This window comes from Streptomyces sp. CA-249302, from assembly GCF_050936785.1.
In the GTDB taxonomy this organism is placed as follows: domain Bacteria; phylum Actinomycetota; class Actinomycetes; order Streptomycetales; family Streptomycetaceae; genus Streptomyces.
This window is the reverse complement of record NZ_JBNJMG010000001.1, coordinates 4,308,073-4,328,302: the sequence shown is the minus strand read 5'-3', so window position 1 is coordinate 4,328,302 and position 20,230 is coordinate 4,308,073. Positions and strand designations below refer to the sequence as shown.

The window sequence follows — 20,230 nt, the reverse complement described above, 5'->3', positions numbered from 1 at the left end:
GATTTGTCGACATCCGGCGGGTGATTTCCGTCTCCGCGGTGAAGGTTGGCTCGTCCGACGCGTAGTTTTATCGGCTGGGGATTCTGGTCTCTGTCGGCTGGGGGTCCGGGGGTTGTCCCCCGGAATGGCGCAGCGTCGGCAACACGCGTCGGTAGGAGCAGTCTTGGGACGGAAGATCGGCAGCCGGTACACCGCGAACCAGATCCTGGGGCGGGGCAGCGCCGGCACGGTGTGGCTCGGCGAGGGGCCGGACGGGCCCGTCGCCGTCAAGCTGCTGCGCGAGGACCTCGCGTCCGACCAGGAACTCGTCGGACGTTTCGTACAGGAGCGCACGGCGCTGCTGGGCCTCGAGCACCCGAACGTCGTCTCCGTCCGCGACCTGGTGGTGGACGGCAACGACCTGGCGCTCGTCATGGACCTGGTCCGCGGCACCGACCTGCGCACCCGCCTCGACCGTGACCGGCGGCTGGCGCCGGAGGCGGCGGTGGCGATCGTCGCGGACGTGGCGGACGGACTGGCGGCCGCCCACGCCGCCGGGGTCGTGCACCGGGACGTGAAGCCGGAGAACATACTCCTCGACATGCAGGGCCCGCTGGGCCCCGGCGGCTCCCACCCGGCCCTGCTGACCGACTTCGGCGTCGCCAAGCTGATCGACTCCCCGCGCCGCACCCGGGCCACGAAGATCATCGGCACGCCGGACTACCTGGCACCGGAGATCGTGGAAGGCCTCCCGCCGCGAGCCGCGGTCGACATCTACGCCCTCGCGACCGTCCTCTACGAGCTCCTCGCCGGCTTCACGCCCTTCGGCGGCGGGCACCCGGGCGCGGTCCTGCGCCGCCACGTCACGGAGACGGTCGCCCCCCTCCCCGGCATCCCGGACGAGCTGTGGCAGCTGATCATCCAGTGCCTGGCCAAGGCCCCGGCCTCCCGGCTGCGCGCCTCCGAGCTGGGTGTACGGCTCCGGGAGCTGCTGCCGCTGATCGCGGGCATGCCGCCGCTGGACGTCGACGAGCCGGACGCGGAGCCGGAGGAGGCCGAGGAGGCGTACGGCGAGGCGACGGTGCCGTCCGGGGAGCCGGTACGGCGCCGGGGCGCGGTCCCGCTGGTGCCGGGCGCGAAGCCGGCCGACTCCAACCGCGACACGCATACGTCGATGAGGGTGCCGGGGCCCGATGAGCTGGCGGGCGGGGCCCGGGGTACGGCACGGGTGCCGAGGCCCGCGGGTGCGCGGCGGCCGGGGTCGGCGCGGAACAAGGCGGTGACGCGGCGTCGGCGGATCGTGCTGGGCGGAGCTGCGGTGGTCCTGGTCGCCGCGGTGGGGGTCGGCACGTGGTGGGCGACGTCGGGGGACGACGCGGGGGCGACACCGGGAGGCACGTCGAGTTCGGCACCGGCGTCTCCGTGAACGTCCCAGGGGGCTCCGCCCCCTGGACCCCCGGACCTATGCCCACCCACCGCCCGACTCGGTCGGCTGAAAAGTCAGCTGAAAAGCGGAAAAAGAGACCCCAGCCGGTACCCGGCGCTCCTCCCTTGCCGCAGCCGTTAGGCTGGAGGGCGTGGCAGTCGTCGACGTATCCGAAGAGCTCAAGTCCCTCTCCTCGACCATGGAGTCGATCGAGGCCGTTCTGGACCTCGACAAGCTGAGGGCAGACATCGCCGTGCTCGAGGAGCAGGCGGCCGCGCCGTCCCTGTGGGACAACCCGGACGAGGCGCAGAAGATCACCAGCAAGCTGTCCCACCTCCAGGCGGAGGTGCGGAAGGCCGAGGCCCTCCGCGGTCGTATCGACGACCTCGGCGTCCTCTTCGAGATGGCCGAGGAGGAGGACGACCCGGACACCCGTGCCGAGGCCGAGACCGAGCTCGCCGCCGTCAAGAAGGCGCTGGACGAGATGGAGGTCCGGACGCTGCTGAGCGGTGAGTACGACTCCCGGGAGGCGCTCGTCAACATCCGCGCGGAGGCCGGTGGCGTGGACGCCGCCGACTTCGCCGAGAAGCTTCAGCGGATGTACCTGCGCTGGGCGGAGCAGAAGGGCTACAAGACCGAGGTCTACGAGACGTCGTACGCCGAGGAGGCCGGCATCAAGTCGACCACCTTCGCCGTGCAGGTGCCGTACGCCTACGGGACGCTCTCCGTGGAGCAGGGCACCCACCGGCTCGTCCGTATCTCGCCCTTCGACAACCAGGGCCGCCGCCAGACCTCCTTCGCGGGCGTCGAGATCCTGCCCGTGGTCGAGCAGACCGACCACATCGAGATCGACGAGTCCGAGCTGCGGGTCGATGTGTACCGGTCCTCCGGGCCCGGCGGACAGGGCGTCAACACCACCGACTCCGCGGTGCGGCTGACCCACCTGCCCACCGGCATCGTCGTCTCCTGCCAGAACGAGCGGTCGCAGATCCAGAACAAGGCGACCGCCATGAACGTGCTCCAGGCGAAGCTGCTGGAGCGGCAGCGCCAGGAGGAGCGGGCCAAGATGGACGCCCTCAAGGACGGCGGCAGCTCCTGGGGCAACCAGATGCGTTCGTACGTCCTGCACCCGTACCAGATGGTCAAGGACCTGCGGACCGAGTTCGAGGTCGGCAACCCGGAGGCCGTGTTCAACGGCGAGATCGACGGGTTCCTGGAGGCCGGGATTCGCTGGCGCAAGCAGCAGGAGAAGTAACCGACAGGAGTTACTTTGTCGACATGACAACTGCCGCCCCGAGGGCGGCAGTTGTCGTTTGTCTGGGTTTTACATCACACTCACAGGTTCCAACTCCCAGTAAAAAAGACGCAACTGGACATTGCGCACGCAACGGCCTTGACGTTGCTTTGAAAAATGGGAAGGGTTAAGCGTGGCATGCGTATCTCTGGGGCGCATGTGAACCGGGGGAAGGTTCAACGCAACCGCCTCCTCCGTCGATCACGGCCCCCGAGCGCCGCCCTACTGACGATGAGCTACTGGGGGTAGCAACCAGATGACCAAGAAGACGCGGATCCGCATCGCGCGGATAGCGGCCGGTGCCGTGATCGCGGCCGGTGCCTCGCTGACCGCCGCCGGTGCCGCTTCCGCCCTCGACCTGGGCGTCGGCGTCAGCGTCGACACCGGCGACACGGACGGTGGCACGAGCGACGGCGGTACCACCGACGGCGGCGCCATCGCCGGTGTGATCGGCGGCGAGACCTCGGGCGGCGGCACCACTGACGGTGGGACCACGACCGACGGTGGTACCACCACTGACGGTGGCACGACGACCGATGGTGGGACCACGACCGACGGTGGTACCACCACTGACGGTGGGACCACGACCGACGGCGGGACCACCACTGACGGTGGTACCACCACTGACGGTGGCACGACGACCGACGGCGGGACCACGACCGACGGTGGTACCACCACTGACGGTGGCACGACGACCAGCGGCGGCAGCGCCACCGGCGGTGACAGCACCTCCGGCGGCAGCAGCACCTCGGGCGGCTCCAGCTCCACCGGCGGCTCCAGCTCCACCGGTGGCAACGAGACCGACCCCAACGGCGGCAGCAACGACAACTCCGCCCAGGAGGAGGGCTCCTCGGCCCTCACCGACACCGGTTCGGACACCTCGGCCCAGGGCAGCGGCGACCAGCTCGCCGAGACCGGTGCCGGCCAGACCGCGTTCCTGCTCGTCGGCGCGGCCACGATGATCGCGGGCGGCATCGGCTTCCGTATCCTGCCCCGCCTGGTCGGTGGCCGTGGCGGTGCGGCTGCCTGACGGTAGCCGACAGTAGGCGTACGCCTACGGAGCGTACGGATGTCGTACGACGAAGGGCCCGGAGCGTGTCACACGCTCCGGGCCCTTCTCGGTCTGCGGGTGCCCTAGGCGGTCTGGTGGGCCAGCAGCGCCACGGCCGCGATCAGCACCGCCAGCAGGGCGATGAGGGCCATGGGGTTGAACCCCGCCATGAAGTTCTCCTGCTGCAGCCGCTCGCGGTTCGCACGGCACACGGGGCACCGGCCCTCGCTCACGGGCGCCGCGCAGTTCGCGCACACCAGCCGGTCGTACGTCATGCGCCTCGCCCTCCTAGCCGACGGTGGTTCTGTGGGGAGAACGCCCAAGGGTCGGCGAACGTTCCCTCCTCTACTGTGCCAGGTTCCTCCGGAGGGTGCGCGGGGGTCGCCTCCAGGCGCCCGTACAAAAGGCACAAGCCCTACTCAACCCCGACCGGCGCCTGCGCTTGCACACCCGACTCGCGTATGGTCACGCTCATCTACCCCCGGCTACCCGTGGTGCACCCGTGATCCGATTCGACAACGTCTCCAAGGTCTACCCCAAGCAGACCCGCCCTGCACTCAGGGATGTGTCCCTGGAAGTGGAGAAGGGCGAGTTCGTCTTCCTCGTGGGGTCCTCCGGCTCCGGAAAGTCCACCTTTCTGCGGCTGATCCTCCGCGAGGAGCGGTGCAGTCACGGTCAGGTGCACGTCCTGGGCAAGGACCTCGCACGCCTCTCCAACTGGAAGGTGCCGCAGATGCGCCGCCAGCTGGGGACCGTCTTCCAGGACTTCCGGCTGCTGCCGAACAAGACGGTCGCCGAGAACGTCGCCTTCGCCCAGGAGGTGATCGGCAAGTCCAAGGGCGAGATCCGCAAGTCCGTCCCCCAGGTGCTCGACCTCGTCGGCCTGGGCGGCAAGGAGGAGCGGATGCCCGGTGAGCTCTCCGGTGGTGAGCAGCAGCGCGTGGCCATCGCGCGGGCCTTCGTGAACCGGCCCAAGCTGCTGATCGCCGACGAGCCCACCGGCAACCTCGACCCGCAGACCTCCGTCGGCATCATGAAGCTGCTGGACCGGATCAACCGGACCGGCACGACCGTCGTGATGGCCACGCACGACCAGAACATCGTGGACCAGATGCGCAAGCGCGTCATCGAGCTGGAGGGCGGCCGCCTCGTCCGTGACCAGGCCCGCGGCGTCTACGGCTACCAGCACTGACCGCCGTTCGACCGCCGTCTGATGTCCGTCCACGGAAAGGCCTGAAGAAGACGCCATGCGCGCCCAGTTCGTACTGTCAGAGATCGGTGTCGGTCTCCGCCGCAACCTGACGATGACCTTCGCCGTCGTCGTCTCCGTCGCCCTGTCGCTCGCCCTGTTCGGCGGGTCGCTCCTGATGAGCGACCAGGTCAGCACCATGAAGGGCTACTGGTACGACAAGGTCAACGTCTCGATCTTCCTCTGCAACAAGAGCGACGCCGAGTCCGACCCGAACTGCGCCAAGGGCGCGGTCACCGACGACCAGAAGAAGCAGATCAAGTCCGACCTGGACAAGATGGACGTCGTCCAGACGGTCACCTACGAGTCGCAGGACGACGCGTACAAGCACTACAAGGAGCAGTTCGGCGACTCCCCGCTGGCCAGCTCCCTCACCCCGGACCAGATGCAGGAGTCGTACCGCATCAAGCTGAAGGACCCGGAGAAGTACCAGGTCATCGCGACCGCCTTCAACGGGCGGGACGGGGTGCAGTCCGTGCAGGACCAGAAGGGCATCCTGGACAACCTCTTCGGGCTGCTCAACGGCATGAACTGGGCGGCGCGGATGGTCATGGCGCTGATGCTGGTCGTCGCGCTGATGCTGATCGTCAACACCGTGCGCGTCTCGGCGTTCAGCCGTCGGCGGGAGACCGGCATCATGCGGCTGGTCGGCGCCTCCGGGTTCTACATCCAGGCGCCGTTCATCATGGAGGCCGCGGTCGCCGGGCTGATCGGCGGCACGGTCGCCTGTGGATTCCTGGTGGTCGCGCGGTATTTCATCATCGACCACGGACTCGACCTGTCCCACAAGCTGAATCTGATCAATTTCATCGGCTGGGACGCCGTGCTCACGAAACTGCCGCTCATCCTGGCCACGAGTCTGCTGATGCCCGCGCTTGCCGCGTTCTTCGCGCTGCGCAAGTACCTGAAGGTGTGACACATGCCAAGAGGGCCGTACGGTCAAGAAGCCGTACGGCCCTTCGCGTTGTCCTAGACTCACCGGCATGTCAGGCCGAGACCTGTTCTGTCAGCCCCGCCGCATCCGCCGCGGGGCGGCCCTGACATTGCTCTTCGCGAGCGTGGTCGTCGCCGCCGCCGCGACCGGCTCCTTTCCCGAGACCGACCGGAAATCCGCGGCGGGCGAGGCCCGTTCGGCCGTCCCCGCCGGTCACCACGAGGACGTGGCGAAGGCCGCCGAGGAGGCGCTGGCCGACGGCAAGTCCCCGATGGAGGCCGCCGAGCGGGCCGTGAGCCGCAGCGGGGACCGCTGGGGGGCCGTCTACTCCCAGGGCGAGTACGAGGAGTTCGAGGAGGCCCTGGACGGCCAGTACACCGGCGTCGGGCTCTGGGCGCGGCGCGAGCGGGACGGCCGTATCGAGGTGACCAAGGTGGCCTCCGGGTCGCCGGCCGCCGCGGCCGGGCTCCGCGCGGGCGACCGGCTGCGCAGCATCGACGGTGAGCGGGTCGACGGGCAGCCGGTCACCGAGGTCGTCTCCTTACTGCGCGGCGACGCGACGGACGCGGCCGCGGGTACGGAGGTGCAGCTCGGCCTTCAGCGGGGCACGCACGCGTGGACGAAGACCCTGCGGCGGGCCTTGCTGTCCACGGACTCGGTCACCGTCCGGAAGCTCGCGGGCGGGGTGACCGTCATCAGGATCGCCGCGTTCACGAAGGGCGCCGGGGACCTCGTCCGCGACGCCGTCCGGCAGGCTCCCGTCGGCAGCGGCTTCATCCTCGACCTGCGCGGGAACTCCGGGGGTCTGGTCACCGAGGCGGTGACCGCCGCCTCGGCCTTCCTGGACGGGGGCCTGGTCGCCACGTACGACGTGAACGGTGAGCAGCAGGCGCTGCACGCCGATGCGGGCGGGGACACCACGAGACCCCTGGTCGCGCTCGTCGACGGCGGGACGATGAGTGCGGCCGAGTTGCTGACCGGGGCGCTGCAGGACCGTGGGCGCGCGGTCGTCGTGGGATCCCGCACCTTTGGCAAGGGGTCGGTGCAGATGCCCAGCCGGCTGCCGGGCGGGTCCGTCGCCGAGCTGACCGTGGGGCACTACCGGACGCCGTTGGGGCGGAGCGTGGACGGGCGGGGGATCACGCCGGACCTGCCGGTGGCGCAGGCGGACTCGCAAGCGGCTGTTCAGAGGGCCGAGACAGTGCTCAGCGGGCTGGGCGACACGGACTAGCCACAGCGGCCCCGATTAAGGGCTGGCCCCGGTACCCCTCCGTAGTGCGAAAATGGACGGCACTATGAGTAAGGGAATGTACGTACCGAAGGAGTCCCAGCCCAAGCAGGGCGGGAGTGCCGCCAAGGCCAGGGACGGCGAGAAGGGCGGCAAGCGCAAGATCGTCGCCCAGAACAAGAAGGCCCGGCACGACTACGCGATCGTCGACACCTACGAGGCCGGGCTCGTGCTGACCGGCACCGAGGTCAAGTCGCTGCGCGAAGGACGGACCTCGCTGACCGACGGCTTCGTCCAGATCGACCGGGGTGAGGCCTGGCTGCACAACGCCCACATCCCGGAGTACCACCAGGGCAGCTGGACCAACCACTCCGCGCGCCGCAAGCGCAAGCTGCTGCTGCACCGCGAGGAGATCGACAAGCTGGAGTCCAAGGCCCAGGAGACCGGTCACACGATCGTGCCCCTCGCCCTGTACTTCAAGGACGGCCGGGCCAAGGCCGAGATCGCGCTCGCGCGAGGCAAGAAGGAGTACGACAAGCGGCAGACCCTGCGTGAGCAGCAGGACCGGCGGGAGTCGGACCGGGCGATCGCGGCGGCGAAGCGGAAGCAGCGGGGCCAGTAGGAATACGGTGGCATCGGCGTCCGTCGGTCACGTACGATGGGTGTTGCACCCCACGGCGGGTGCGTGCAGTTTGAAAACACAACATGGGGATGATCGGTTTCGACAGCGGCTGTCGAAGCAGGGGAAGCGTGTCGAGGAAGCGGCAATGATCTCGTTAACCATATGTCGCAACCAATAATCGCCAATTCCAAGAGCGATTCCCGCGCCTTCGCCCTCGCTGCCTAATAAGCAGTGAGTGAAGGCCCTAACGGGTGTCAGACCGGGGATGTTCCCGACCCGGACCCTGGCATAATCTAGGGGACTAAACCATCGAGCCCGGTCACGGGGTTCGGTGGGAAATCAAACAGTGACTGGGCCCGTCGGCGACTTGTTCGCGTGATCACCGGGGCCGAGAAAATCGCAGCGAACTGCACACGGAGAAGCCCTGATTCCGCACCGTTGGACGCGGGTTCGATTCCCGCCATCTCCACTCATCCCATGTCGAAAGAGCCTCTGACCCATCCAGGTCAGAGGCTCTTTTTGTGGTCACCCGGGGACTCACCTCAGGCTGAACTCCGACAGGCGCAGCCCCTTCGACAGCACCAGGTAGACGTCCGTACGGCCCTTCGCCGCGCCCGACAGCTTCGCGGTCACCGTCGTGTAGTCGTACGGCGATGCCGTGCCCGTGAAGTTCGCGGTGCCGGCGAGGGGGCCGGTCGGGGAGCCGAGCCGGACCTCGACCGTGCCGGGTGTCGTACCGGCGACGCGGGCACTGAACTCATCGGCACCCTTGCCCAGTTGGGTGTCCGCGAACTTCAGCCACGCGCCGGCGGAGGACGACGACACCGCCGTACCACTCGCCTTGGACTCGTCGACCAGATCGATCGCCGAGTAGTCGTCGAAGTTCTCGGCGCGGGTGGTCTTCGACAGGTCGCGCGGTGGGATCGTCTCGCCCTTCACCTGCCAGGCCGCGCGGGCGCGGATGTCGGTGGACGAGGAGCCGACCAGGACGTCGTAAGTGCCGCTCTCCACCACCCACTTGGAGCGCGTGACGTCCCAGTGGGCCAGGTCCGACCTGCCGAGCTTCAGCTTGACCGTGCGGGTCTCGCCCGGCTTCAGGGACACCCGCTGGAAGGACTTCAGCTGCTTCAGCGGCTGTTTGTCCCGGGACGTGCGCTGGTGGGTGTAGAGCTGGACGACCTCTGCGCCGGTGCGGGTGCCGGTGTTGGTGACCGCGACCTCGTAGCCGTCGCCGGTGCGCTTCAGCTCGCCGTAGCGGAAGGAGGTGTACGACAGGCCGTAGCCGAAGGGGTAGAGCGCCTGGCCCTTGAAGTACTGGTAGGTGCGGTCCGACTTGATGATGTCGTAGTCGAGGATCGACGGGAGGTCGGACTCGGACTGATACCAGGTCTGGGTGAGGCGGCCCGAGGGGTTGGCGTCGCCGTAGAGGAGGTCGGCGAGGGCGTTGCCGGTCTCCTGGCCCGCGTGGGTGGTCCAGAGGAGGGCGGGGACCTCCTTCTGGAGCGAGCCGAGCGTGGTCGGGTAGCTGTTCTCGACGATCACGACCGTGTTCGGGTTGGCCTTGCGGACCGCTCTGACCAGGGATTCCTGGGCGGGGGCCAGGCCCATGTCGGTGCGGTCGTGGGCCTCGCGGCCGTTGATCGACGGGTCGGAGCCGACCACCACGACGGCGGTGTCCCTGCCCTTCACCGCGGCCACGGCCTCGTCGACGCCGCTGCGGACGACGTCCTTCGTGTAGTGCGCGGCCTGGTCCTTGGCCACCAGGCCCAGGGTGCCGTCCGTGCCGGTCGGGCCGAGGTAGACGGGGTTCGACCACCAGGACTCGGCGGTCTCGTAGCCGGCGTACCGGAGGAGGTATGTGCCGTCGGTCTGCTCCTCCAGCTTGAACTGCTGCTGGACGAACCAACCGTTCGGCTGGGCCTGGTCGTTGACGAAGTTCGACCAGTTGTAGCCCACGTACTTTCCGTTGGCGGCCGAGCGCAGGGTGACGATGCCGGAGCCCCAGTCGAAGACGTCGAACCGGGTCGCCGGGCCCGTGTCCGCCGACTCCTTCAGGGCGGCGCCCGCGTCTCCCGTGCCCGCCGTCACGTACTTGCCCGTCGCCGCGTCCTTCAGCGCGATCCGGTCCACGCCCTCGCTGCTCGCGACGGACGTGCCGAGCTTCGCCGCGATGCCCTGCGCAGGCGTGACCGCGTACGGCAAGGTCCCCGAGTACCAGTCGGTGTACAGCGTGTCGGCGAGCGGGCCGACCACGGCCACGTCCTTCGCGGACTTCTTCAGCGGCAGCGCGCCCGACTGGTTCTTCAGCAGTACGGCCGCCTCGGTCGCCGACTCGCGGGCCAGCGCGCGGTGGGCCGGGCTGTCGATGACGGACGCGTCGATGGAGCCGTACTTGCCGCCGCCCGGGTCGAACTCGCCCAGCCGGACACGGACGTTCAGGACGTCACCGGCCGCCTTGTCGATGTCCGACTCCGTCAACAGGCCTGTGGACAACGCCGACTTGATCGCGGTGGTCGTCGGGGCGGAGTCGGTGTCGTTGTCGGTGAAGCTGTCGATGCCCGCCTTCAGCGCCGCCGCGTCGGCCTCCGTCTGGGTGCCGTAGTACTTCTGGCTGCCGACCAGGTTCCCGGGCGCGAAGGCGTCCGTGACATTGAGCAGCCGCTGCGAGGTCCAGGTGCGGACGGTGTCGTCGAGGGCCGGGTTCACCGTGTTCGGGCGGCCGTTGACGAGGTTGTAGGACGACATCACGCCTGTCGCCGCGTCAGCCTCGATCGCCGGCTTGAAGGCCTGCTCGTCGTACTCCTTGAGGACGCGCGGGCGCAGTTCGGAGGAGGTGGTGTCGCGGTTGACCTCGTTGTTGTTGGCGAGGAAGTGCTTGAGGGTGGGGGCCGTCTTCAGGTGGTCGGGGTCGCCGCCGGTCAGGCCCGTGCCGTATGCCGTGGAGATCGAGCCGGTGAGGTACGGGTCCTCGGAGTAGCCCTCCTCGTTGCGGCCCCAGCGCGGGTCGCGCAGCGGGTTGACCACGGGCGCCCAGAGGTTGAGGCCCCAGCCGGCCGGGCGGGTCTGCTGGAAGCCCCTCGCCTCGTCGCCGACCGCCGAGCCGACCTGCCGGATGAGGGCGGGGTCCCAGGTGGACGCCAGCCCGACGGCCTGCGGGAAGACCGTCGCCTTGCCGAGCCAGGCCACGCCGTGCAGGGCCTCGGTGCCGGTGCGGAAGGACTGGATGCCGAGGCGTGGGATCGCGGGCTCGTACTGGTGGAGGAGGGAGATCTTCTCGTCGAGGGTGAGGCGGGACAGGAGATCGGTGACGCGGGCGTCGACGGAGAGGCTCGGATCGCGGAAGGGGTAGGCGGGGTCGTCGGCGTGGGCGGGGACGGTGGCGCCTAGCCCGGCGACGAGGGCCAGGGCCACCAGGAGAACGGTTCTCGGTCTTCTTCGCTTGCCTTTCATGTCACGGCTCCTTCAACTAGGGCCTTGCACAAAGAGATTGGGCAGGATCTCAGGCGTCGCGCGGTGCCGTGCTGGCCCGCTCGGTCATCCGGGGCGGCAGCAGGGTCGCCTCCGGCACGGCGGTGCCGCCCAGCTTCTTCATCAGCAGCTGTACGGCCCGTTCGCCCACCTCGGCCGAGGGCAGGGCGACGGACGTGACCGGGACGCGGACGGTCTCGGCGAGTTCGTCGGGGCAGATCGCGGTGACCGAGAGGTCGCCGGGGACCCGGAGTCCGAGCTGCTCGAAGGCGTCGATCAGCGGCTCCAGGATCGCCTCGTTGTGGACGACGACCCCGGTCAACGCGGGCTGCTCGCGCAGCAGTTGCTCGGCGACCAGGCGGGCGGCCCCCGGCGAGGCCTCGCACGGGTGCACGGACGAGGACAGCCCGCTGCGGTCGGCCGCGGCCGTGAACCCCTGCACCACCCGCTGGGCGAACGCCGTCCCGCGCACATAGACCTCCGGCGGCGACCCCACCAACGCCACCACCCGGTGCCCCAGCCGCGCCAGATGCTCCACGCACGCCTCGCCGGCCGCCTTGAAGTCCAGGTCGATGCAGGTCAGACCGTCCGGCTCGGCCGGGAATCCGATCATCACCGACGGGCGGTCCAGCGAGCGCAGCAACGGCAGCCGGGGATCGTGGAGTTGGACGTCCATCACGATCAGCGCGTCCACCAACGCCGTGTCCGCGACCCGGCGCAGTCCGTCCTCGCCCTCCTCCTGGGTGAGGAGCAGCACGTCATGGTCGTACCGGCGAGCCGTCGTCACGACCGACACCGCGAACTGCATGACCACCGGGACGTGGATGCCGGTCCGTAAGGGGACGACCAGCGCGAGGACGTTCGAGCGACTGCTGGCCAGGGCGCGGGCGCCCGCGTGTGGGCGGTAGCCCAGCTCCAGGATGGCGGCCTCGACCCGCTGCCGGGTCTCCTCGGAGATCGGGCGCTTGCCGCTGAGCGCGTAGGAGACGGTGCTGGGGGAGACCCCGGCGTGCCGCGCCACATCCGTGATCTTCACCATCAGCCCAGCTCCAGCGAGAGGAACCCGGTCCCGGCCGGTGCGTCGGCGGACCTGTCCCCGGCGGCCAGGCTCCACCCCGCCACCGGATCACTGCACGAGGCCCGCAGGGTGTCCCCTTCGCGTACGACGGTGAAGGTCACGTCCCCGACCGGCACCGTCACCTGCGCGCCCCGCGCGAGCTCGTAGGCGCGCAGGGTCACGCCGTCGGCATGGTCGTAGTCGGGCCGGTCCGCCACCGCGCCGACCGGGATCACCGCGCCCGGCCGCACCAGCAGCGGCACGCTCAGGAAGCCGTGCCGCTCGCGCACCCAGCGCGGTCCGGTCACCGTCCGTCCGCTGAGGAAGTGGGTCCAAGTCCCCTCGGGGACGTAGTAGTCGACGTCCCCCTCGTCGCTGAAGACCGGCGCCACCAGCAGGTCCGACCCGAGCATGTACTGCCGTTCCAGATGCGCGCACCCGGGGTCGTCCGGGAACTCCAGGACCATCGCCCGCATCATCGGCACGCCCTCGGCGTGGGCGGTGCGGGCAGCCTCGTAGAGGTAGGGCATGAGGCTCAGCTTCAGCCGGGTGAACTGCCGCAGCACGTCCACCGATTCCTCGTCGAAGAGCCACGGGACGCGGTACGAGGAGCTGCCGTGCAGCCGGCTGTGGGAGGACAGCAGGCCGAAGGCCAGCCACCGTTTGAACAGCGCCGGTGTCGGGGTGCCCTCGAAGCCGCCGATGTCGTGGCTCCAGTAGCCGAAGCCGGACAGGCCGAGGGACAGGCCGCCGCGCAGCGACTCGGCCATCGACTCGTAGGTCGCCTCGCAGTCCCCGCCCCAGTGCACCGGGAACTTCTGGCTGCCCACCGTCGCCGACCGCCCGAAGACCACCGCCTCGCCCTCGCCGCGGTGCTTGCGCAGCACGTCGAAGACGGTCCGGTTGTAGAGATACGTGTAGTAGTTGTGCATCCGCTCCGGGTCGGAGCCGTCGGACCAGGCCACGTCGACCGGGACGCGCTCGCCGAAGTCGGTCTTGAAGCAGTCGACGCCCTGGGCGAGGAGCGCCTCCAGCTTGGCCGCGTACCAGTCGCGGGCGGCCGGGCTGGTGAAGTCGACCAGGGCCATGCCGGGTTGCCACATGTCCCACTGCCAGACGCTGCCGTCCGGTCGCCTGAGCAGATGGCCGAGCGCCTTGCCCTCCGCGAACAGCGGGGAGCGCTGGGCGATGTACGGATTGATCCACACGCAGACATGCAGGCCGCGCGCCTTCAGCCGGGACAGCATGCCCTCCGGGTCGGGGAAGACTCTCGGGTCCCACTGGAAGTCGCACCAGTTGAACTCGCGCATCCAGAAGCAGTCGAAGTGGAAGACGGAGAGCGGGAGTTCACGCTCCCGCATGCCCTCGATGAAGGAGGTCACCGTCTCCTCGTCGTAGGAGGTGGTGAAGGAGGTCGAGAGCCACAGACCGAAGGACCAGGCGGGCGGGAGGGCCGGGCGGCCGGTGAGCGCCGTGTACTTGCGGAGGATGTCCTTGGGCGTCGGGCCGTAGATGACGTAGTACGTCAACTCCTGCGTCTCGGCGCTGAATTGCACCCGCGAGACCGCCTCGGAGGCGACCTCGAAGCTCACCTTGCCCGGGTGGTCGACGAAGACGCCGTAGCCGGCGTCCGTCAGATAGAACGGGACGTTCTTGTAGGCCTGTTCGGTGGCCGTGCCGCCGTCGGCGTTCCAGATGTCGACGACCTGGCCGTTCTTGACCAGCGGGCCGAAGCGCTCGCCGAGGCCGTAGACGGAGGTGCCGACGCCGAGGTTGAGCTGTTCGCGCAGGTAGTGGGCGCCGGTCGCGGTCTCCCGCATGATGCCCATGCCCTTGGGGCCGCTGGAGGTGAGCGTGCGGCCGTGCGCGAGGAAGTCCACGTGCCAGGTGCCGGTGCGGGCGACCCGGGCCGAGAGCGCGCCGGAGGTGAGGGTCGCGTGCTCCTCGTCGTACTCGGTATGGGCCGCGAACTCCTCTCCCTGGACCTCGAATTCGGGTCCGCGCGGCTGCTCGCCCTCGAAGTGGGTGAAGGTGAGGCCGATGACGTCCGGCATCGGGGTGTGGGCGCTGATCGTCACGACCGGTCCCTTCAGCAGGTCGCCGCGGTGGCGGATGGGCTGCGTCGGCGCGTGGATCTCCAGCGAGGCTTCCGTGGCGGTGACGTCGAGCACCTCGACGGGGTGGGCCGCGGTGACGCCCTCGCGCAGCAGCCAGTAACCATCGGTGAACTTCACGTGGGGGGTCCTTACTTGACGGCACCCACGGCGATGCCGCGGGTGAGGGTCCGCTGGAAGACGAGGAAGAACACGATCGCCGGGAGCACGCCGAGCAGGGCGGCCGCGTTCGTCATCGTGGCGTCCATCAGGCGCTGGCCCTGGAGGACGCCGAGGGCCACCGACACCGTCTGGTTGTCGTTGGAGATCAGCATGACCAGGGGGAGCAGGAACTCGTTCCAGGTCCAGATGAAGAAGAAGACGAGCAGCACGCCGATGGTCGGGCGGCTGACCGGGACGACGATCCGCCAGAGCACCTGCCACTTGTTGGCGCCGTCGATCCTCGCCGCCTCGATGATCTCGCGCGGGAACTGGCCGAGCACCGACGAGAGCAGATACGTGCCGAAGGCCGCCTGGATCACCGTGAAGACGATGATCACGCTCAACCTCGTGTCGTACAGGCCGACTTGCTTGCTCAGGTAGTAGATCGGGTAGACCAGCGCCTCCTGCGGCAGCATGTTGGCGAGCACGAAGAAGGCCAGCACCCAGGTGCGGCCCCTGATCCGCCCGATGCCGATCGCGTACGCGTTGAGCACCGAGAGCACGGCGGCCAAGGCTGCCACCGAGCCGCTGATCAGCGCCGAGTTGAAGAGCTTCTGGCCGAAGTCGACCCGCTGCCAGAAGTCCTTGAGGCCGTCCAGGTAGAGGCCCTGGGGGAGGCTCAGCGGGCCGTGCTCGGAGTACTCCGCCGGGGACTTGACCGCGTTCACGGCGACGATCAGGAACGGGACGACCATGAAGAGGGCCGCGATGCACAGGGCGATCAGCACCGGGTAGCGGCGCAGGGCGGTGGTCATGCGCGGGCCCCTTCCTCGTCGCGGGTCTGGAGTTTCAGCAGGACCAGGGAGAGCGCCAGGATGATCACGGTGAGGATCGTGGAGATCGCGGCGCCGTAGCCGACCTGCGTCTTCTCGAAGAAGGTGGAGAAGGAGAAGTAGGAGGGCACGTCGGTCGCGCCGCCCGGGCCGCCCTTGGTCAGCACGTACACCGCGCCGAACACCTTGAGCGCGGCGATCGTGCACCAGGTCAGGACGACGTAGATCTCCGGGCGGATCTGCGGCAGCGTGATGTGCCAGAAGCGGCGCCACCAGCCGGCCCCGTCCAACTCGGCCGCCTCGTACAACTGCGGGTCCACCCGCTGGAGTCCGGCCATGAAGACGACCAGCGGGAAGCCGATCTGCACCCAGACCATCACGCCCATGACGCTGTAGAGGGCGATGTCCGGGTCACCGAGCCAGTCCTGCTGCCAGGAGCCCAACCCCACTGCTTTCAACAGCTCGTTGAGGGAGCCGTTGTCCGGCGCGAGGATCCAGCTCCAGACGATGCCGGCCACCGCGATCGGCAGCACCTGGGGGAGGTAGAAGCAGGCGCGGAGCACCGTGGCCCACTTCGACCCGAAGTGCTTGCCGATGTAGTCGAACAGGGCGGCCGCCAGCACCAGACCGATCACCGTCGGTACGGCGGCCATCGCGACCACCATGAACAGGCTGTGCCGGAAGGATGCCCAGAACTCCGAATCGTCCAGCAGCTCACGGTAGTTGGCGAGGCCGGTCCACTTCGGGCTGCCGATGCCCTGCCACTCGGTGAAGCTCACGCCCGTGTTCATCAGGAACGGGACGACGATGATCGCCGTGAAGGCGAGGATGCCGGGCAGCAGGAACAGGGCGTACGAGTCGCGGGTACGGGGGCGGCGCGGGCCGGCGTGCGGATGCCTGCCGACGGCCCGCGCGTCCCGTTCGACGGTGACCGTCATTGGCTCGGGGCGCCCTTGTCGTACGCCTGCTGGAGATTGGACAGATAGGCGTCCGGTTTCTCACTGCCCGTGATCAGCTTCTGGGTCTCGGAGACCAGGACGTCGTAGAAGCCGGTGACCGGCCAGTCCGGGTAGAAGGCGAGGCCGTCGCGCCCGCTCACCGTGTTGAAGTTGGCGATCAGCTCCTTGGACTTCGGGTCCGTGATGGCGCTGGTGTCGGCCGCGACCGGGATGCCTCCCTTGTTGCCGAGCAGGTTCTGGATCTTCTTCGACATGGTGATGTCGATGAAGTCGTACGCCAGATCCTTGTTCTTGGCGTTTTTCGGGACCACCCAGAGGTTGCCGCCGGAGCCCGGGGTCAGGTTCGAGCCGGGCCACAGGGTGGTGTCCCAGTCGAACTTGGCCTCCGACTGGAAGCGGCCGTACCACCAGCTGCCGGAGAACAGGATCGGCGCCTTGCCCTGGATCCAGGAGACGCCCGCGTCCTCGGCCTTGGTGCTGGTCGACTTCTTGCTGATGTAGCCCTTCTTCACCCAGTCGGCGAAGGTGGTCGCGCCGTACGTCCAGGCCGCGTCGTGGAAGTCCGTCTTGCCCTTGTACAGCTCGTACTTGTCGACCCAGGAACGGTCGGCCTTGGAGAGGGCGAGCTGATAGAGGTACTGCTGGGCCATGTACTCGGCGCCGGCGTTGGCGAGCGGGGTGACGCCCTTCGCGACGAACTTGTCCATGGCGGCGGTGAGTTCGTCGAAGGTCTTCGGCTCGGCGATCCCGTACTTCTTGAAGAGGTCCTTGTTGTAGTAGACCATCGTGTACTCGGCGTAGTTGGGCACGCCGTACCACTTGCCGGAGCCCATCACGCCGTTGGTGTCGTACATGCTGGTCGTGGCCACGCCCGCGCTGAGCTTCTTGTCCCAGCCGCGCTTGGTGGCCTCGGCGGTCAGATCGGTCAGCAGGCCCTGTTTGGAGAGGGTGCCCGCGGTCGCGTTGCCCTTGTTGTACTCCATGATGTCGGGCGCGTCCGAGGAGTTGAGGATCATGGGCGCCGTCTTCTGGATCTGCTCGAAGCCCTTCTCCTCGAACTTCACCTTGACGCCCGGGTGCTTCGCCTCGAACTCCTTGATCGCCTCGGTCCAGGCCACGCCCATCGCGCTGTCGGGGCCCTCGTAGTACCAGAGCTTGAGCGTCTTGGCGTCGGAGGACCCGCTGTCCGAGCCGCCGCACGCGGTCAGCAGCAGCGATCCGCCCAGGAGCGCCGCCATGACCGTCGTCACACGCCTTCGTGCCGTCAACATCCCTGCCTCCAGGAGAGCCGGGTGGGGAGCCGGGTGGGTATCGGAGCGTCACGCGCCGGTGATCGATTCATCGAATCGATTCGATGCGTGGCGTCGAAGCGCTTCGACGGAGGAAGGTATGGGCGGGCTGTGGACCCGTCAATGCATCGGACGGGAATTGCTGTTCGGATCCATTGCCGCCTGCTGGGCCAGGGAGATCATCAGCGCCACGGCCGCGGCCGTCACCGGCACCCCGAATCCGGCGGTCGGCGACAGGTGGTCCACCATCCAGCCGCCGGTCGCCGAACCGGCCGCGATGCCGCCGAGCAGGCCGGTCACCGCGAGGGTCATGCCCTCGTTGAGGCGGGCCTCGGGGGTGCGCTGCTGCACCAGCGTCATGGTGGTGACCATGGTCGGGGCGGTCGCCATACCGGCGACGAGCAGCGCGAGCGCCAGGAAAGCGAGCGAGCCGGTGCGGGCGGCGGCGAGCAGGGGCAGGGTCAGCAGGGCCGTCATCGCCGCGACGCACCAGGGGAGCCGGGCGGCGGCGGAGCCGGTGGGCCGGAACACCCCGAACAGCAGTCCCGCCGCGCACGAACCGGCCGCCTGGAGCGCCAGCACGACCCCCGCCGCCGCGCGGTGGCCGTGCGCGTCCGCGAAGGCGATGGTCACGACCTCCATCGCCCCGAACACCGCGCCCATCGCCAGACAGACGGCGAGCAGGGACGGTATCCCGGGCGCCCGGAAAGGCGACCCGGCGGCGGTACGCGCGTACGGCGGGGGCTCGGTCGACCGCTGGGCGGCGAACAGCAGCATGCCGGTCAGCAGCAGCACCGCCCCGACCAGCGTGCCCGCCTCCGGGAAGAAGGTCCCGCACAGGAAGGCCGCGAACACCGGGCCCAGCATGAAACACAGCTCGTCGGCGGCCTGTTCGAAGGAGTTGGCGGTGTGCAGCGCACGGTCGTCGCCCTTGAGCAGGTGGTTCCAGCGGGCGCGGGACATGCCGCCGATGTTGGGGGTCGTGGCGGTGGCGGCGTAGGCGGCGAAGAGGGTCCAGGCCGGGGCGTCGTAGTGCACGCAGAGGAGAAGGGCGAGGGCGCCGAGCGCGGCGATCGCGGTGGCCGGTACGGCGATCCGGGCCTGCCCGTGCCGGTCCACGAGCCGTGCGGTCCAGGGGGCGACCAGGGCGGTCGCCGCGAGGCCGGTCGCGCAGACGGCGCCGGCCAGGGCGTACGAGCCGCGCGCCCCGGCGATCATCACCACCGCGCTCACGCCGAACATGCCCATGGGCAGCCGGGCGAGGAGGTTGCCGAGGGTGAAGGCGCGGGCGCCGGGGACGGTGAAGAGGCGGCGGTAGGGGCCGGGTGGGCGGTTGCCCGAACGGCGGTTTCCGGTACGGGAGTTGAAGTCGGCGATCACGAGGGTGTCGGCGGTGACCGTGAGCAACAGGGGCTTCCTGGAGGGCGGTTGCGGCATGGGCACCACGGTCGCCGGTCGGCGATCAAGCGGTCCAACACCTTCTCCGTACCGATTCACACATCCGTGTTGTCAATGCCCGGTGTACGTTCGCCGGATGCCCGCACCCCGTGACCTCGACCCCCGTCTCCTGCGCGCCTTCGTCACCGTCGCCGAGGAGCTGCACTTCACCCGTGCCGCGGCCCGGCTCTACGTCGCCCAGCAGGCGCTGAGCCGTGATGTGCGGCGCCTGGAGCGGGAGTTGGGGGCCGACCTGTTCGTACGGTCCACCCGGCAGGTGGCCCTCACGGCCGACGGTGCGCGGCTGCTGCCGTACGCCCGCCGGGTGCTCGCGGCGCAGGACGAGCTGCTCGGCGCCTTCGGGCAGGCCCGCCCACTGCTGGTCGACCTCAACTACCGGGACGCGGTCACCGCCCGCCGCGTGCTGCTCCGGGCCCGTGAACTCGCCCCCGAACACGAGCTGATGGCCCGCTACGAGAGCGGCCTGACCGGTGCGGCGGAGGAACTCCTCGCCGGGCGCCTCGACGCGTCGTTCGGCCGGTTCGCGGGCCTGGACCCGGTGCTGCGCGGCCGCCTCGACCACCAGCCCGTGCGCTACGAGCCGATGGCCGTCGTACTGCCCGAGGACCATCGACTGGCGTCCCTGGCGGCGGTGCCGCTGGCCGAGCTGGCCGGCGAGACGGTGTACGCGGGCGCCGGAAACCCCCGTACGCCCGAGTGGACGGACCTCGCCCGCAGCCTGTTCGACGGGCGGGGCATAGGGATCGCGCCGCCCGCGCCGCTCGCCGTCGGGGACGAGGAGTTCGAGCGGATCATGGCCAAGATGCGGAGCCCGATCCTCGCCGTGGTGGACTTTCCGGCCATGGCCGGGCGGGTGCTGCGGCCGCTGATCGATCCCGTGCCTTTGTCTCCGGTGTCACTTGTGTGGCGGAAGGGGCTGGTGCACCCCGGATTCGACGCGCTTCGACGGGCCGCGCGCGAGCTCTCGGCCGCGGAGGGCTGGCTGCGGGCGCCCGCTGAAGGATGGGTTCCGGCCATCGATCGAGAGCTCGTTCGACCGCGCAACTGACACATGTCGAACACGGGACCTCCTCGTGCGCTACATTCGTGGCCCGAGCACGCTGTGGTAGTGGGGGCGCTGGAGCCTGG

Annotated in this window: 16 protein-coding genes and 1 other RNA gene; 9 read left to right on the top strand and 8 right to left on the bottom strand. The window is 69.2% G+C overall.

Annotated features, from left to right (window positions below):
• The first annotated feature begins 163 nt into the window (after window positions 1-163).
• The 3 genes from ACQEWB_RS19380 (at window position 164) to ACQEWB_RS19370 (ending at window position 3,729) form a co-directional block, all read left to right on the top strand.
• Window positions 164-1,405, top strand: coding sequence for a serine/threonine-protein kinase (locus tag ACQEWB_RS19380; protein WP_432832619.1), 1,242 nt, complete (start codon window positions 164-166; stop codon window positions 1,403-1,405).
• Window positions 1,406-1,556: 151 nt separating this feature from the next.
• Window positions 1,557-2,660, top strand: a complete 1,104-nt coding sequence (gene prfB, locus ACQEWB_RS19375; RefSeq protein WP_432832617.1) for a peptide chain release factor 2 — start codon at window positions 1,557-1,559, stop codon at window positions 2,658-2,660.
• 295 nt (window positions 2,661-2,955) lie between these two features.
• On the top strand, window positions 2,956-3,729 hold the full coding sequence (locus tag ACQEWB_RS19370; RefSeq protein ID WP_432832615.1) for a hypothetical protein: 774 nt from the start codon (window positions 2,956-2,958) through the stop codon (window positions 3,727-3,729).
• A gap of 104 nt (window positions 3,730-3,833) precedes the next feature.
• On the opposite strand, the gene ACQEWB_RS19365 is transcribed toward ACQEWB_RS19370, so the two are convergent.
• Complete coding sequence (locus ACQEWB_RS19365; protein ID WP_432832613.1) at window positions 3,834-4,025, bottom strand: hypothetical protein; 192 nt, start codon at window positions 4,023-4,025, stop codon at window positions 3,834-3,836.
• 227 nt (window positions 4,026-4,252) lie between these two features.
• Between ACQEWB_RS19365 and ftsE the strand changes: the two genes are divergently transcribed.
• The 5 genes from ftsE to ssrA all read left to right on the top strand — a co-directional run bounded on the left by ftsE (window position 4,253) and on the right by ssrA (window position 8,255).
• The gene (ftsE, locus tag ACQEWB_RS19360; protein ID WP_432832611.1) at window positions 4,253-4,942 is read left to right on the top strand and encodes a cell division ATP-binding protein FtsE; all 690 of its coding nucleotides are present in this window, start codon (window positions 4,253-4,255) and stop codon (window positions 4,940-4,942) included.
• Between the two features lie 55 nt (window positions 4,943-4,997).
• Window positions 4,998-5,915 (top strand): permease-like cell division protein FtsX, encoded by a 918-nt coding sequence (gene ftsX / locus ACQEWB_RS19355; protein WP_432832609.1) that lies wholly within the window; start codon window positions 4,998-5,000, stop codon window positions 5,913-5,915.
• Window positions 5,916-5,982: 67 nt separating this feature from the next.
• Window positions 5,983-7,164, top strand: a complete 1,182-nt coding sequence (locus tag ACQEWB_RS19350; protein ID WP_432832607.1) for a S41 family peptidase — start codon at window positions 5,983-5,985, stop codon at window positions 7,162-7,164.
• Window positions 7,165-7,240: 76 nt separating this feature from the next.
• Window positions 7,241-7,783, top strand: a complete 543-nt coding sequence (gene smpB / locus ACQEWB_RS19345) for an SsrA-binding protein SmpB (RefSeq protein ID WP_432843887.1) — start codon at window positions 7,241-7,243, stop codon at window positions 7,781-7,783.
• 85 nt (window positions 7,784-7,868) lie between these two features.
• Window positions 7,869-8,255, top strand: a transfer-messenger RNA (tmRNA) gene (gene ssrA, locus ACQEWB_RS19340).
• 65 nt (window positions 8,256-8,320) lie between these two features.
• Here ssrA and ACQEWB_RS19335 read toward each other — a convergent pair.
• The 7 genes from ACQEWB_RS19335 to ACQEWB_RS19305 all read right to left on the bottom strand — a co-directional run bounded on the left by ACQEWB_RS19335 (window position 8,321) and on the right by ACQEWB_RS19305 (window position 19,081).
• Window positions 8,321-11,233, bottom strand: a complete 2,913-nt coding sequence (locus ACQEWB_RS19335; RefSeq protein WP_432832605.1) for a glycoside hydrolase family 3 C-terminal domain-containing protein — start codon at window positions 11,231-11,233, stop codon at window positions 8,321-8,323.
• A 49-nt stretch (window positions 11,234-11,282) separates the two neighbouring features.
• Window positions 11,283-12,290 (bottom strand): LacI family DNA-binding transcriptional regulator, encoded by a 1,008-nt coding sequence (locus tag ACQEWB_RS19330; protein WP_432832603.1) that lies wholly within the window; start codon window positions 12,288-12,290, stop codon window positions 11,283-11,285.
• A complete protein-coding gene (gene yicI / locus ACQEWB_RS19325; protein ID WP_432832601.1) occupies window positions 12,290-14,542 on the bottom strand; it encodes an alpha-xylosidase in 2,253 nt (750 codons plus the stop codon). The genes ACQEWB_RS19330 and yicI overlap by 1 nt, the downstream gene beginning before the upstream one ends.
• 11 nt (window positions 14,543-14,553) lie before the next feature.
• Window positions 14,554-15,378: a carbohydrate ABC transporter permease gene (locus ACQEWB_RS19320; RefSeq protein ID WP_432832599.1), complete on the bottom strand. Its 825-nt coding sequence runs from the start codon at window positions 15,376-15,378 to the stop codon at window positions 14,554-14,556.
• On the bottom strand, window positions 15,375-16,334 hold the full coding sequence (locus ACQEWB_RS19315) for a carbohydrate ABC transporter permease (protein ID WP_432832597.1): 960 nt from the start codon (window positions 16,332-16,334) through the stop codon (window positions 15,375-15,377). Before ACQEWB_RS19315 ends, ACQEWB_RS19320 begins: the two co-directional genes overlap by 4 nt.
• Window positions 16,331-17,626 carry an extracellular solute-binding protein gene (locus ACQEWB_RS19310; RefSeq protein WP_432832595.1) on the bottom strand — a complete coding sequence of 432 codons (1,296 nt, stop codon included), beginning with the start codon at window positions 17,624-17,626 and terminating at the stop codon, window positions 16,331-16,333. The genes ACQEWB_RS19315 and ACQEWB_RS19310 overlap by 4 nt, the downstream gene beginning before the upstream one ends.
• Before the next feature lie 138 nt (window positions 17,627-17,764).
• Window positions 17,765-19,081, bottom strand: a complete 1,317-nt coding sequence (locus ACQEWB_RS19305) for an MFS transporter (protein WP_432832593.1) — start codon at window positions 19,079-19,081, stop codon at window positions 17,765-17,767.
• A 97-nt stretch (window positions 19,082-19,178) separates the two neighbouring features.
• Here ACQEWB_RS19305 and ACQEWB_RS19300 point away from each other — a divergent pair, with 97 nt between their 5' ends.
• Window positions 19,179-20,150: a LysR family transcriptional regulator gene (locus ACQEWB_RS19300; RefSeq protein ID WP_432832591.1), complete on the top strand. Its 972-nt coding sequence runs from the start codon at window positions 19,179-19,181 to the stop codon at window positions 20,148-20,150.
• The last annotated feature ends 80 nt before the right edge of the window (window positions 20,151-20,230 follow it).